Here is a 14,770-nt window from a genome sequence, read left to right as displayed (position 1 = left end):
ACAAGCCACCGTGTTTAAGAAATAAAAAAACCAAATCTTACGAGCACGACGGATAAGTCTTGCTCATAAAATTTGGTTTTGCCTGCCTTACAGTAACAATCCAATGTTATTCATTTCGTGACTCAACTATAACAAACTTAGTTTTCGAAGTCAACCTTTAAAACACAGAATTTTTATATTTTGGTTATAATGTTTATTTTTATTTAATATTTTCGTACAAAAGTACCAAATCATTCATACTCAAAATAGTCTACGAATTTCAAATGATTCTTAGCTTCCAACTGATTCATATACTTCTGATCTCCCAGATCTGAGGCTTTCGAGCCACTGGCATCCACATAGATCGTCTGACCGTTCATCTGGACCGCGCAGAAAACATATCCCTCCTGCTGGATACTGCTCTTTCCCCATATACCAAGAACGATATGTGACTCCATCCCTGCCCGATTGCACAATTCAGACAGAATCTTTGCATACCCGAGCGGGGTCGCCTTTTTCTCAGTCAATGAGGACAGATTATTATAGATATAGGCTCCATCAAACACATCATCCATGTTCGTAAAATCCAGAGCCTCCTCTCCTATGTGGGAAGCAACTGACAGATTCTCATCCAGCCAGTCCAGAAAATAATCGACTGTCTTTTTCTCGCCATAGTCTGACGGGAGTTTCTCCATAATTTGGGACAGGATTTCCTCCGTCCCATTCTGGGTCTTTACGATCTTTTCGACTTTTTCTTCTGAATTAACAGAAAGTCCCTCCTGGATTGATGCCAGATTCTTTACCGTACCATCCTTTGCATAGTCTCCGGCCTCATTGATCCCCTGTGCACAAGATAGGAATAGGATTGCTTTCGTAATCTTCTTTTCCTTCTGTGTAGTCAGATCTGTATTTTTATACTTCACATAGACATCGTCAGCAGTCATTGGAATATCATAAAATCCATAAAAATAATTGTATCCTTCATCTTCCAGTGCGGTCGTTACACGCAGATATTCTGGGCCGCTCATCGGCTCCGGGAACTCCACCACTCCGCCTTTCATCTGGTCCAGACGATCCTTCATCAGATCGTAGACCGCCGCCTCTTTTTTCGTAAGCTGATCATAGTAAAATGTAGATACTGCCTCCCCGCTTTTCCTCGGCTCATCAGTCAGCTTGCTGGCAGTGGACTTAGAAAGCGTAGACTGGCGCTCCCAGTATGCAAGCATACCAAGCAGGAGCACGATCAGTCCTACGAAAAAGACCGCTTTTTGATGCTTTCGGATAAAATTCATGCCTGTTTTCTCCCATTTACATAAACAGCCTTGACATTCAGGTCTTTATCTAACAGAACCAGGTCTGCAGCTTTTCCAGGTGTGATGCTTCCACAGGAATCATAGATGCCGATCTCTCTGGCTGGATTCATAGTCGCACATGCCACTGCGTCCTCCAACGGAATCTCCATCTTCTGCACAGCCACTTTGAGGCATCCCATCAGGTTCGTTGCAGAGCCTGCAATCGTTCCATCTGCCAGAGTCGCCTTTGCACCCTTTACAAAAACATCCTGTCCGCCCAGTGTATATTGTCCGTCAGTTAAACCTGTGGCACGCATACTGTCACTGATCAGAATGACCCTGTCTGCTCCAAACATAGCAAATGTCGCACGTACAACGGATGGATGGATATGGATTCCATCACAGATCAGCTCCACATGACAATCCTCATCATCACGTGCAGCTCCGATAACGCCCGGATCGCGGTGATTCAAAGGCGGCATAGCATTGTATAAATGTGTCACATGGCTTGCACCTTTTTCTAATGCCTCTGACGCAGTATCATAATCCGCAGTTGTATGTGCAATTGATACAACGACTTCATCCTTCACTTCTTCTATAAATTCCATTGCACCTTCATTCTCAGGTGCGATATCTACCAGCTTGATCAGTCCGCCGGATTCCTCCTGCAATGTGCGGAATAAAGCAGTATCGCAGTTGCGGATATGGTCTGCCGCCTGTGCGCCCTTCTTTGCAGCACTGATAAATGGTCCTTCCATATTGATTCCAGACAGCTTCGCCCCTGAACTACCTTCATATGCTGCAGCCGTCTTCATAATATTATGGAGATCTGCCTCGGCAAGTGTCATCGTTGCAGGGCAGATCGTGGTCACACCGATGGATGCCTCATATTCTGCCATGTTCTTAATTGCATCAAGGCTTGCATCACAGAAGTCATCTCCCATACAGCCATGGAAGTGGATGTCTACGAGACCTGGGATGGCAAAGCATCCTTCTCCATCGATTACTTCGTGATCCTCTGCGGCAGAAGCTGAGAACTTCTCTCCGTCAATATAAACTTCTCCAGGTGTGAATGTCTTATCTTCCCCGAAAACCTGTACATTCTTAATTACCATTACTTTCAACCTTCTTTCTTCCTCCGATACTGCCTGTGATTAACCGGCATGGCACTGTCAATTTAACATGTTCCCTTTTAAGTGATCACGCCTTAAGTACCATGCCGCATGTTTACAGACTATCTCGGGATTTTAGATAATGCTGCTGCATCAGCAACAACAGTTACATCAGGATGCATCTGCAGAATAGATGCCGGTACCTGCGGCGTAACATCTCCGAAAAATGCCTTTGCAACGATATCTGCTTTGTCTTCGCCGCTCACAACTAAGAGCACCTTCTTTGCACGCATGATTGTCCCGATACCCATAGTATATGCCTGTCTCGGCACATCATCCACAGATGCGAAGAAACGTTTATTGGCCTCGATCGTACTCTCAGTCAGATCAACACAGTGTGTTGCTTTGTCAAAAATCTCTGCCGGCTCATTGAATCCAATGTGTCCGTTATGTCCCAATCCCAGAAGCTGGAGATCCACACCACCCAGAGATGCGATCAATTCTTCATATCTCTTGCACTCTTTGTCTGCATCCGGCTCCATCCCGTTCGGTACGTTAGTACGCTCAGCGACAACATTTACACGGTCGAACAGGTGCTCATGCATAAAATAGTAGTAGCTCTGGTCATTCTCGCGGTCAAGTCCTTTATATTCATCCAGATTCACAGTGGAAATACCGGAAAAATCAAGATCTCCCTGCTCATACATCTCTACCAGGCGGTCATATGTACCAATCGGTGAAGATCCTGTAGCAAGCCCAAGTACACAATTTGGTTTTGTAACGATCTGTGCAGCAATCAGATTCGCTGCCTTTCTGCTCATGTCTGTGTAATCCTTTGTTTCAATAATTCTCATTGTCTTTTCCTCCACTATCACTTATTATTTTACCTCATTACTGGCTCTATTATATACCGCAGAATATACTTTTCACAAGTCAGTTAGAGGAAAAAGACCGGTAGAAATCCATTTTGAATGTTCTTTCATATGAGGAATAAAAAAACCAGATTCCCAAGGATAAAGATGTACTTCATCCTTAGAAAATCTGGTTTTGCCTTCTTGGAGTAACAACCCAGTCTTTTTAATTAGTTTTATATTAGCAAGGCTGTACAAAAAAGTCAAGTCAAATAGAAGATTTTGTGTCTACTTCATTTGCAATAACGAACAGCATGTCTCCGGGATTCACGCCTCCATGAACGACCATATTCGTCATAAGGCCGTCACACGGACAGATATCTCTGCTTATGACCTCACCATTCCAATCGATTGTATATCCAAGCTCCTGCCCCTCTTTTACTAAATCTCCACTCTTTATGTTAATAAAATGCAGGCCGCCTCTCTGGGCAAATAGTACATTTCCCCCCACGTAGACCTTGGGTTCCATTACAACGGCTTCGCCTTCTAATACTCCAGTTCCCATAAATGCATTTTTTAATGCTGCACATACGAGATCTACCTGCTCTTGCTTTAGACGTCCTTCACCACCTATTTCAAATAGAACAGATGGAACACCTCGATGATTGGCCTCGGCAACTGTTGATCCCCTTCCCGGATAATTAGGCATCTGAGGAATCGTTCCCTGTGGCACTTCCCAAATCTTTTCTGAAAGCAGGAGTCTTGCCAGCTTCCTTGTTTTCTCATCTACTGGCTTACCGATTGGAAGCAGCTCAATATTGCTATCCAGATCTTCATTCAATTCCCCGCCGTGCATATCAACATGCCAGTCTGCAATTTTTACAAAGTTATCAAAAATGCGTTTTGCAGACATTTTTGTCGGTGACAGGCCCATGTGCAATGCTGTTTTTCCCTGATCCTCTCCAATTTCATCCTCTACAGGGAATGCGCCGTTCATGTTCACCCCGTCAAGAGGTGAGATATTTAACTTTTTAAACTGCAGCCCCATTACATTCATGACATGAACAAAAATGATAGTCCCCTTAACATCTTTTGGGTCCAATTCGTTCGCTAATGCGATTGTAGCAGCCATACCGATCAATTCATTCGGATGGCATCCTGCTGTTACTGTAAAAATAGGACCGTCTTCTTCTCCGCATATAACCGTTACTGGAACTTCAATTTTATTCACTGTCATTTCAGCCGCAACAAAATTCCATTTTACCTTGGTTCCTCTTTCTATCTCTCTTCCACCAATATTCATCTCAAAATCTCCTTCCTTTTCTAAATGCATTATGCACCAAATATAGTTCCAATCAAAATGCCGCCAATATTACCGATTACATTTCCAAGTGTCCCTACCAGGATTGCCGGCACTACAAGTGATCCCCAGCCTTTTGCAACTGCCAGAGCCGCTGCTGTTGTTGCTCCACCGACATTTGCATTGGAACATACCATCGCTTCTTCGATTCCGTACTTGAATACTTTGGTTGCCAGTAGTGTCACTCCAATATTCGTAAATACAATAATAAAGCAGCAGACAAAGAATTTCGGTGCATCATTCACTAAAAGACGGATAGAAACTGGTGCGCTCATTGTCGCAAAGAAGAGATAAATAAAATATGTACCTACCTCCTGAGCACCATGTATGCTGCTGATGAACTTCGGCATTAAGGTAGCCAATGCTACAGTAATCACTGTAATTATCAGATACTTACTTCCTAAAAGACCATTTAAAAAGTTCCATCCAAAATTCGAGGTCGGAATCACTCTCCCGAAGAATCCTGATATAGGCTCTGCGACACCGACTACACAAGTAGAAACACCAATTGCCAGGGCAATATCTTTTAAAGAAATATCCTTCGCTGACCAATAAGCCGCCGCATTCGTCTTCTGTTCTCCCTTACTCTCGTTTTTCAATCTCTCCTGCTCTTCTACCAGTGGATGCCGAAATCTCTTCTGAAAGAATTTCATAGATGGGATTGTCATCAAGGCAAAGAAGAAAAACATCATTGTCAGAGCATCTGCGACGTTAGCAGTTGATACCATTGTACCTGAGGCATTATAGTTTTCTGCCATCGCAACAAAGTTCACTCCACCGCCAATATAAGATCCTGTAATCATCGCAAGGAATACACCGATATGATCAATAAAACGATTCATAACAAAATATGCGATCACAGAACCAATCATCGTTCCAACGGCACTCAGTAAAAACAATATAAGCAGCCGTCCGCTGTCCTTTGCAATAGTTTTCAGATTTGCCGTAAACAATAGCAGCGGGATGGCAAGCGGCACCAGATATGCCCCTACGAAATCATAGGCAGGTGCACTTTCAGGTATGACTTTTAAATTTGATAGCACCAAAGTTACAAGCAGAACTAAGATACAGCCTGATAATTTGGAAGCCCAGTTATATGTCTGTTCCAACCATATTGCAAGTGCTACAATCGCACACAGGACCGCAAATAACGCAATCGTATTTTCTGTTCCAATTAATGTCCCCATGTAGTTCCTCCTTCTCTTTAAGAGTTCCTTTATTCACCATTCCTCTTTGGATACTTTACCAGTGCATCTGCCATCCGTCTCATCGTCAGCACGGCCTCTTCATCACTGCCAAGGCAGCCATGAATAATTCTGAGATGCCCATTTCCTTGCTTTCCATAATTCTTACCGTCATTCACGGCCACCTTTGCTTCCTGAACCAGATAATTCATTACATCTGTAGAATCTCCCAGTCCCGAAACATCCACCCAGCAGTAGAATCCTGATTCTGGCATTTCTATCTTTACACCTGGTACGCTCCCGAATATTTCAAAAGCTTTCTTTCTCCGATAATCAAAGCTTTGTATATAGGGATCGATAAAGTCCGGTGCATCGAAAGCAGCAATCGCGCCAAGCTGTGCAAGTGTATTTGAAGCTCCTAACACATTAACAGCGGCTCCGTACATCGCATCCATAATCTGATCACAGGCAGCTATGTATCCTACTCGAAAACCAGAAAGTCCCATCCCCTTTGAAATAGAAAAGACGGTTATCGTCCGTTCCCACATTCCCGGAAGTGATGCCGGCGTTATAAATTCGATATCGTCAAACACACTGTCCTCGAATGCCTGGTCGACTACCAGCATCAGATCATTTTTTATAACGAACTCGGCCAAGACCTCCAGATTTTCTTTTCTGAAAACAGTTGTTGTCGGGTTATTTGGATGGGTCAATACAACCGCCTTCGTCCGACTCGTCAATGCAGCTTGAAAAGCTTCTATATCAAGACTGTAACCATCATCATGCGCCAGTGGCACCGAAACTGCCGTTGCTCCCAAAAGCTTAGGATCCAGGAAGTTATTCGGATAGCTTGGATCCGGTACCAGTACCTCATCTCCCTGATCTAAAAGCACTGCCATTGCATAGAATAACCCCGAATCCGATCCCGGCGTAATCAAGATGTTTCTTTTGGGGTCCACATCGAGATGATTCTTTTGCTTAAGCTTCTTTGCGACCCTTTCTCTTAATGCAAGTGAACCACTCGGCATAATATAATGAGACGGAAATCCATTCTGTATTTCTTCAATCATGACTTGTTTGATATGCTCCGGGATGGATGGATCGGGATAAAAAGGGTCTGCCCATCCCATCAACGTCACTTTATCCTTTCCCATGGCAGAGAATCCATCTCCCACATCTGCTTTTGTCACATTTGAAAAAAGCCCGCCTTCGACACCTGCAAATCGTTCTGACAATTTCTTTCTTACATCCACATCAATCTCTCCCTATGATTATTCTACCGCCGCAACTGCATCGATCTCGATCTGTGCTCCCTTGGGCAGTTGTGCGACTTCCACTACGAACCGTGCTGGTGCCTCCTCTGGAAAGTACTCCTGATAAACCTCATTAATCGTCTGAAACTTCGACATATCCTTTATGAACAGCCCACACTTTAAAATAGAATCCTTGCCTCCGCCCGCTTCTTCCGCTAAGGCTATCACATTTTTCACACTTTGGTGGACTTGTTCTATCAGTTCATCCGGCATAATCCCTGTAACAGGATCAATTGGAAGTTGCCCTGATATACAAACAATTCCATTTGCTTTCGTTGCCTGTGAATACGGGCCTATTGCCTTAGGTGCCCGTTCTGTCTGTACTACTCCTCTTTTCATTTCTTTCTCCTTTCACCACCGATAACGCTTTTGTTTACAGAAAATTCTTTTTCATTCACTTTCTGTTTTCTTATTTTCTGAAACTTTAATTTGATTATAATATTCGACAGTCTTCTTGTCAATACTCCGACGTTACTTTTTTTCATTGTTATGTTATTTTATTTTACTTATTTTATGTTTTTTCATCATATAACATTACTTTTTTTCATTTTATATGTATTTTACTAGCTATAGATATTATTTTTGTTCATTGATAATGGAACAATTCATTGACTCTCTATCCAAAACATGGTTAAATAAAATTAAATTGTACTATGGAGGTGCACATTATGAAGGAAATATCTATCACACTATCAGAGACAGACCGCCGTATTCTGGAGTCCTACAGTTACTTTTTAGACGGACTTTCCCAATATCTGGGCAATAGTATAGAAATCGTACTGCACAGCCTTGAAAATTTAGACTGTTCAGTCATCAAGATTTTAAACGGGTTCTACTCCGGTCGAACCGTAGGTGCACCCATTACAGATTTGGCTCTTTCCATGCTCTCAAAAATCAACGAAACGGGAACAAATCCCTATATTATCTACTTTTGCAAAAGTAAAAAGAATGAGCCTATCAAAGCAGCCACACTAGCTGTCTACGGGGAGCATCAGCGTATCATCGGGTTGGTCTGCATGAATTTTTATCTGAATACCCCATTATGTAATTTTGTTGAAACACTTTTACCTTCTGCAGCGAACCCCCTTGCTGTGTCAGAACACTTTGCAGAAAATATCAGTGATGTTATCGAAAATGCCATCTCGACTGTGCAGAAGGAAGTACTCTCCGATTCGAAGATTCCATCCAGCTATAAAAATAAGGAGATTATCTTAAGATTGAATGAACAAGGGGTATTTAATTTGAAAGATGCTGTCATTACAGTTGCTGAACGTCTGGGGATATCCAAAAATACCGTTTATCTTCATTTAAGGAATCAATCCAAGTCGGTGTAAATCTTACAACGAATCCCTTACAACAAGTGATATGACGATCTCTTAATCTGAAACAGGGCAATTGCGTTTCACGTCGCAATTGCCCTGTTTCATAAGAATCTGTTCTCTCGCCCCCTAAATCACCTTCTCAGGATTCAGCAGTCCTTTCGGATCGAATACCTTCTTTATTCCACGCATGATTTCTATCTGTACCTCTCCCAACTGATCCTCCAGATATTTTTTCTTCGCATACCCGACACCATGCTCGCCGGAAACTGCTCCGCCAAGTCTCATCGCCATCTCGTACATTTCTGCAAATACTTCTGTCAGCTTTTGTTTCCATAGATTTTCTTTCAGTTCATCCCGACAAATATATATGTGCAGATTCCCATCACCGGCATGACCAAAACTCGGAATTCTGATGTCATGTTTCCTGGACAAATCGTGCGTAAAGTGAATAAAATCAGCCACACGGTTTCTAGGTACGACCACATCACATTCGTCCATCTCCGATGTAGATGCCTTGATTGCCTCTAAAAATGCCCCTCTGGCCGACCACACAGAATCTTTTCGTTCCGGGGTATCTACGATGAACACATCCTCAGCTCCATGCTCCAAACAGTAACGGGCAACCTTTTCATATTCTCCTTCTACCTGTGACGCGGAATTTCCATCAAATGTCAGCAAAAGATATGCACTGCTTTTCGTATCCGGGAACTTCTTCCCCAAAAATTCTTCTGCAAAAAGAAGGACCTCTCTTTCCATAAACTCGATTGCTGTGGGAGTCGTCTTCAATTTAATAATCTCAGGTACTGTCCCGATTGCATCCTCCATCTTCTTATAAGGCACTAGAAGACTTACACTTTTATCTGGCAGGGGAACTAATTTCAGAATTGCTTCCGTAATGATCCCAAGCGTTCCCTCTGAACCGATCATAAGGTCTTTTAAGCTATATCCTGAGCTGTTCTTTACAATTTTCCCGCCAAATCTTTCTACCCTTCCATTCGGAAGAACGACCGTCAGACCGCGGACATAATCCCTCGTAACTCCATATTTCACTGCCCGCATGCCACCCGCATTGGTGCTGATATTTCCTCCTATTGTGGCTGATTTCTCGCCCGGATCAGGTGGATACAAAAATTGATGCTCCTCTGCGAACTGTGCCAGCTCCATAAGCAGAACGCCAGACTCTACAGTCACGGTAAGATTCTCTTCATCCAGTTCAAGGATATGATTCATCAACGTAGTCTCCAGCATAATCCCGCCTCGTACTGCTACCGCCGCTCCTACCAGACCTGTTCCGGCTCCTCTGACGACAACAGGGATATCCTGTTCATATGCATATGTCATGATTTGGGAGATTTCTCCGGTGGAAACCACTTTGATCAGAACATCCGGGTATCCGTAAACACCGCCCAATTCATCATGACTATAATCCTCACCAATTTCATCTCTGATTTGTATCCTTGCTGGTTCGATTAAGTTTTTCAAAAAAGAAAGCTGTTCCTCATTTAACTTCATCTTGCACCGCCTTTCAAATGTCTCAGTAGAACAGGGAGCACTTCGTACAAATCTCCCACGATTCCATAATGGGCCGTGTCGAATATCCCCGCATTCTTATCTGAATTCACCGCAATGATACATTCAGCCGCTCTCATCCCCGCAACAAACTGGACAGATCCTGAAATACCTAAGGTAATTAAAAGTTTGGGTTTTACCGTTCTGCCGCTCAGACCAATTTGATGCTTTGCATCGAACCAGCCAGCTTCGATCAATGGCCTGGTACACGCCAGCTGGGCATTCAGAAGATCTGCCAATTCAGCTGCCATAGCCAGATCATTGCGGCTGCGTATCCCTCTTCCTACCGCCACGATCGTGTCTGCATCGGCAATATCAATTTCTCTGGGCTTCTCTATTCTGTCCAGCACTTGAATACCTGACGACATTTTTTCTCTCGGCACATCCATCTTCTTAACAGCACCAGATACAGCTTCATTCCGCTTGGGCGCTGAAAACACCTTATATCGTACTGTACAAAACTGTGGCCGTGAATTCGGAGTAATGATCTGAGCCATGATATTTCCACCAAAAGCGGGACGTATCTGGACGAGATCTGTATTTTCCTTCATCTCCAGAATCGTGCAATCAGCAGTCAGGCCCGTCCTGAATCTTGCCGCTGCCCTGGGTGCGAGGGAGCGCCCTTTCATCGTAGCTCCAAACATCATGACTGACGGCTGTACCTTCGTCACGAAATCCTCTACGACATCTGCATAAAGAGCTGCTGCAAATTCAGTCAGTTCTGCATCCTCATAAGAAAATACACAATCAACTCCGTAATGCAGCAATTCCTCCTCCGCCTTTTCTAAACCATTTCCAATCAAGAGTACATATACCTGCTGTCCATTGACCGCCGCAAGCTCTCTTGCCTTCCCAATCAATTCATATGTAACAGGATGTATCCTGCCTTCTTCATTTTCTGCATAAACAGTAATTCCATTCCACTGTGTCTTATCTATCAAGGGGCTTTTATCTTCCTCATAAGTGATGACACCAGGCACCCCCTTCTTCACACATATCTTACACATCCTGCACCCTGCGCCAATATCCAGCTTACCATCTTCATAGGTAATTGCACCAAATGGGCACAGACTGCACATCTCCTCTGCCGTCTTTTCGTCCACCAGATTCTGGTGCACTTTCAAAGCTCCCATATTCTTCCCTCCCGGTCCTTCACAAACCATTGTTAGTCCCATCTAGTCAACGAATTTTTTCTGTTTTAGAATGTCATATACCACATCGCCTAATTTTTCACCTGAACCCTCATATAGCTGCCTGGATGTATTCTTTTCCGGCGGAAATATGCGTTCTACTTGTGTTGGTGAACCTGCCAGTCCATAATTTGATTCCTGTGTATCTTCGAGATCCGAAAGAGAAAACACCTCTATTTCCACATTTTTCATTGCCATTTTGCGTTTAAAAGACGGTAGTCTCGGAGTATTCACATCTTTCTCCAGTGTGAGAAGACACGGCGTCTTTAAGCGAAGTTCCCTGAAATAATGTTCCTGGTTTTCCTTCACGAGGATATCTGATTCTTCCACCCCATATACCTCCTGGACATTGGTCACATGTTCCAGATGGAGGAATTCTGCCGTCTCGGGTCCTACCTGTGCCGTATCACCATCTGTAGTCTGTTTTCCGCAGAGGATCAGGTCATATGTCCCAGCTTTCCTAATTCCCTGGGAAAGAGTATAGCTTGTAGCAACAACATCAGCACCGGCAAATTTCCGGTCGCTGATCAATATTCCCCTATCTGCTCCCATATAAATGGCCTCTTTTAGAACCTCCTCTGCCTGTCTGGGTCCCATTGTAATGACATCAACGCATCCTCCATATCTCTCACGCAATAAAAGGGCCTGTTCAATCGCATAAAGATCAAATGGATTCATCTTTGACTCTACACCGTCTCTCTTTAGAACTCCTGTCTCTTCGTCCACTTCCACAGAAGTCGTTCCCGGTACTTGTTTGATACAAACTAGAATTTTCACTCTATCCCTCCTGTATTTGCATAAAAAAAGATACCCCTGCACATCCTTCGATATGTCGGGATACCTTTCGTTTCAAACACAGCCGCCATGTATGGTGTCTCCCAAATAGGATTTCACTAATACATCTTATCGATAATCGACTGTGATGTCTTCTGATTATATTCATAGCTGGAATCATAGGTTCTTCTATAATATTCAATATAAATAACTTCCATAATAAACATCTGACTCATAACTGCTGTTGTAGAACCACCCTGCAGAGGGCCTTCATTGGCACCGCATAGGAGCACGACATCTGAATGGTTCGTCAGAGGTGACTTAGCAAACCTGGTAATAACCGCTACATAGGCTCCTGAATTCTTTGCTAACTTAGCCAGCAGGATAGAGTCCTTTGTGGAACCGGAGTAGGAAATCACAATCGCCAGATCCTCTGCTGTCAATGTAGAAGCCACCATAGTCTGCATATGCGAATCTGTGTAGCAGTATACCTTATTCGTGATCCGTAAAAACTTATTAGCAGACATCATTGCCATGATCTGGCTTGCACCTACACCAAAGAAAAAGATTCGCTGTGCCTGCATCATCCGATTTAGCAGCCGCTCGATTTTATCGTAATCCAACAATGACTGTGTCTCCATCAGAACATTCACATTCGAATTCAACAGCTTCTGCGTGACCACATTAAATGTATCTTCGATGCTCACATTCTCGGTAAGAGTCTCCTGACCTTTGTCCTTATCCCCCTTCTGGATACTAAGAGAAAGATGGATCTTGAATTCCTGATAGCCCTGCAGCTTCATGCTCTTACAGAAACGGAAGACCGTCGTCTCGCCGACACAACAGGCATCTGCCAGGTCTGTAATCGACATATATAAAACTTCTGATGGTTTTTCTAAAATAAAATCTGCAACCTTTTTCTCTGCCTTTGTCAAATGCGGATATGCCGAACGTATCTGCATTGCAAAATTGTCCTGCCCCATGATCCACCCTCCAAGCACTGCTTTTACTTCATTCTAAACCCTATCCGCTGTTTAATACAACAACTTTATTTATTATTTTCCATTATTTACTATATTTATGTTACCTTTCACTCGTCAACAAGCTTACGAATCGCGCATGTGACAGTAACATATTGTCCCGCTATGTTATAGGGCCCCAACAAACCGTCTTGTAATATCCATCGGTCTTGTAATTGCAGTTCCAACAACTGCTGCCAGCACGCCTGTATCCAGCGCAGCTTTTAACTGTTCCGGTGTCCAGATTCCACCCTCTGCAATCACTGGTTTACCAGACTCTTCTACCAGTTTTCGCATCATGTCTAAATCTGGAAGCTGTACTTCTTTTGTATACTCTGTATATCCTCTTAGAGTCGTTCCGATCAGATCAAACCCTATCTTGGCAGCATTGAGACCTTCCTCCAGAGTAGAGCAGTCTGCCATGAACAATTGGTCTGGATATTTTGCCCTCACTTCTTTAAAAAAGTCATTCAATGATACATTTCCTGGTCTCGTCCGAAGTGTACTGTCGAGTGCAATGATTTCCGCCTGTGCCTCGACTAATGCATCAATCTCCTTCATGGTCGGAGTGATAAAAACATCAAAGCCTTCATAGACCTGCTTAATAATCCCAATCACAGGGAGATCTACTTCCTTTTTGATCTCTCTGATATCCTCGACCGTATTAGCACGGATACCAACAGCACCACCGCGCATCGCAGCAACAGCCATCCGCTGCATAATATATGAACTGTGCAGCGGCTCTTCTTCCAACGCTTGGCAGGAGACGATGAGGCCGCCCTTTATTTTTTCCAAAGTTGTAGTTTCCATTTAAGTTCTCCTCCTTACAATGTTTGTAGAAACTCATATGTCTTATCTGCAAAATCCTGTATCGGCTCATGAATGTATTCGGGATAAACAACAAGCTCCTTTTTCGCCCTGATTTTATTATATACTGCAAACTGTGAAGATGGAGGACAGGTGGTATCAAGAAGTGCCGTTCCGAACATCACATCTGCTTGTATTCTTTTAGCAAAATTTTGAACATCTATATAACCCAATTTCGTAAAAAACTCATCCTCATGTTCATGGCATGGATCAAATTTTCTAAAATAATATGTAATATCATCATAGGCATTCTTCGCCAGATCGATCTCCCAGACTCTTTTGTAATCACAAAGATAGGGAAATAGGGGTGCAATCTTTTTCACCTCTGGTACCAATGCCCCACAAATCAATGTGAGTGCACCTCCCTGTGACATTCCATAAGCACCTAGTCTGTTCTCATCGACCTCCGGCATTGCCTTCGCGATCTCCGCCAATTCCACAACATCCATAAAAACCTGTCTGAAAAGCATTTTCTCCGGCCCGTCGAGAACCCCGCGGGTAATGTGTCCTGTAAATGTCTCGCCGGTCACCCCGCCTATATCCTGGGACAACCCGCCCTGTCCCCGGACGTCCAGAGCAAATACAGAATATCCATTTGCCGCATAATTCAACTTATCTACCCATGTACCCGAATGCCCAGTGTATCCATGAAAGAAAAAAACTGCTGGATGAGGTTCCAAACATTTCAGTGGTCTTACATATTTGGCATGAATCCTTGCGCCCCCCACTCCCGTAAAATAGAGATCAAAACATTCAGCAAAGTTCGTCTGGAAGCTGCTCCTTTCTAGTTGCAGGTTCCATTCAAGCCCTTTTGCTTCCTTCACAGATTTATCCCAAAAATCATCAAAATCATCTGGACAGGGTGTACTTCCCTGATATACTTTCAGTTCATTTAATGGTAGATCAAAAACTCCCATTACATGACCTCCCACTCTAAG

14 protein-coding genes are annotated in these 14,770 nt (G+C 43.5%); 1 reads left to right on the top strand and 13 read right to left on the bottom strand.

Annotated elements, in window-relative coordinates:
• Positions 1 to 230: 230 nt before the first annotated feature.
• From HGO97_RS15185 to HGO97_RS15155, 7 genes are all read right to left on the bottom strand, one after another.
• Complete coding sequence (locus tag HGO97_RS15185; RefSeq protein WP_216243325.1) at positions 231 to 1,271, bottom strand: hypothetical protein; 1,041 nt, start codon at positions 1,269 to 1,271, stop codon at positions 231 to 233.
• Positions 1,268 to 2,386: an N-acetylglucosamine-6-phosphate deacetylase gene (gene nagA / locus HGO97_RS15180; RefSeq protein ID WP_216243323.1), complete on the bottom strand. Its 1,119-nt coding sequence runs from the start codon at positions 2,384 to 2,386 to the stop codon at positions 1,268 to 1,270. Before nagA ends, HGO97_RS15185 begins: the two co-directional genes overlap by 4 nt.
• A gap of 119 nt (positions 2,387 to 2,505) precedes the next feature.
• Positions 2,506 to 3,237 (bottom strand): glucosamine-6-phosphate deaminase, encoded by a 732-nt coding sequence (nagB, locus tag HGO97_RS15175; RefSeq protein ID WP_216243306.1) that lies wholly within the window; start codon positions 3,235 to 3,237, stop codon positions 2,506 to 2,508.
• A gap of 265 nt (positions 3,238 to 3,502) precedes the next feature.
• Positions 3,503 to 4,537 carry a succinylglutamate desuccinylase/aspartoacylase family protein gene (locus HGO97_RS15170; protein ID WP_216243302.1) on the bottom strand — a complete coding sequence of 345 codons (1,035 nt, stop codon included), beginning with the start codon at positions 4,535 to 4,537 and terminating at the stop codon, positions 3,503 to 3,505.
• 29 nt (positions 4,538 to 4,566) lie between these two features.
• Complete coding sequence (locus HGO97_RS15165; protein WP_216243292.1) at positions 4,567 to 5,781, bottom strand: DUF819 family protein; 1,215 nt, start codon at positions 5,779 to 5,781, stop codon at positions 4,567 to 4,569.
• Positions 5,782 to 5,810: 29 nt separating this feature from the next.
• Positions 5,811 to 7,031 carry a pyridoxal phosphate-dependent aminotransferase gene (locus HGO97_RS15160; protein ID WP_216243289.1) on the bottom strand — a complete coding sequence of 407 codons (1,221 nt, stop codon included), beginning with the start codon at positions 7,029 to 7,031 and terminating at the stop codon, positions 5,811 to 5,813.
• 18 nt (positions 7,032 to 7,049) lie between these two features.
• Positions 7,050 to 7,430, bottom strand: coding sequence for a Rid family detoxifying hydrolase (locus HGO97_RS15155; protein WP_168866610.1), 381 nt, complete (start codon positions 7,428 to 7,430; stop codon positions 7,050 to 7,052).
• Positions 7,431 to 7,759: 329 nt separating this feature from the next.
• Between HGO97_RS15155 and HGO97_RS15150 the strand changes: the two genes are divergently transcribed.
• Entirely contained in the window at positions 7,760 to 8,425 is a 666-nt protein-coding gene (locus HGO97_RS15150) for a helix-turn-helix transcriptional regulator (protein ID WP_216243287.1), read from the top strand.
• Between the two features lie 114 nt (positions 8,426 to 8,539).
• On the opposite strand, the gene HGO97_RS15145 is transcribed toward HGO97_RS15150, so the two are convergent.
• The 6 genes from HGO97_RS15145 to HGO97_RS15120 form a co-directional block, all read right to left on the bottom strand.
• Positions 8,540 to 9,925 carry an FAD-binding oxidoreductase gene (locus tag HGO97_RS15145; RefSeq protein ID WP_216243284.1) on the bottom strand — a complete coding sequence of 462 codons (1,386 nt, stop codon included), beginning with the start codon at positions 9,923 to 9,925 and terminating at the stop codon, positions 8,540 to 8,542.
• Positions 9,922 to 11,115 carry an electron transfer flavoprotein subunit alpha/FixB family protein gene (locus HGO97_RS15140; RefSeq protein WP_216243282.1) on the bottom strand — a complete coding sequence of 398 codons (1,194 nt, stop codon included), beginning with the start codon at positions 11,113 to 11,115 and terminating at the stop codon, positions 9,922 to 9,924. Before HGO97_RS15140 ends, HGO97_RS15145 begins: the two co-directional genes overlap by 4 nt.
• 42 nt (positions 11,116 to 11,157) lie before the next feature.
• Positions 11,158 to 11,949 (bottom strand): electron transfer flavoprotein subunit beta/FixA family protein, encoded by a 792-nt coding sequence (locus HGO97_RS15135; RefSeq protein ID WP_216243281.1) that lies wholly within the window; start codon positions 11,947 to 11,949, stop codon positions 11,158 to 11,160.
• Positions 11,950 to 12,065: 116 nt separating this feature from the next.
• Positions 12,066 to 12,929, bottom strand: coding sequence for a MurR/RpiR family transcriptional regulator (locus HGO97_RS15130; protein WP_216243280.1), 864 nt, complete (start codon positions 12,927 to 12,929; stop codon positions 12,066 to 12,068).
• A 165-nt stretch (positions 12,930 to 13,094) separates the two neighbouring features.
• On the bottom strand, positions 13,095 to 13,775 hold the full coding sequence (locus HGO97_RS15125; RefSeq protein WP_216243278.1) for an N-acetylmannosamine-6-phosphate 2-epimerase: 681 nt from the start codon (positions 13,773 to 13,775) through the stop codon (positions 13,095 to 13,097).
• 14 nt (positions 13,776 to 13,789) lie between these two features.
• Positions 13,790 to 14,749: an acetylxylan esterase gene (locus HGO97_RS15120; RefSeq protein WP_216243277.1), complete on the bottom strand. Its 960-nt coding sequence runs from the start codon at positions 14,747 to 14,749 to the stop codon at positions 13,790 to 13,792.
• Between the last annotated feature and the right edge of the window lie 21 nt (positions 14,750 to 14,770).

The organism is Faecalicatena faecalis, assembly GCF_012524165.2.
GTDB lineage: Bacteria > Bacillota > Clostridia > Lachnospirales > Lachnospiraceae > Faecalicatena_A > Faecalicatena_A faecalis.
This window is presented reverse-complemented; position numbering and strand designations above follow the sequence as displayed.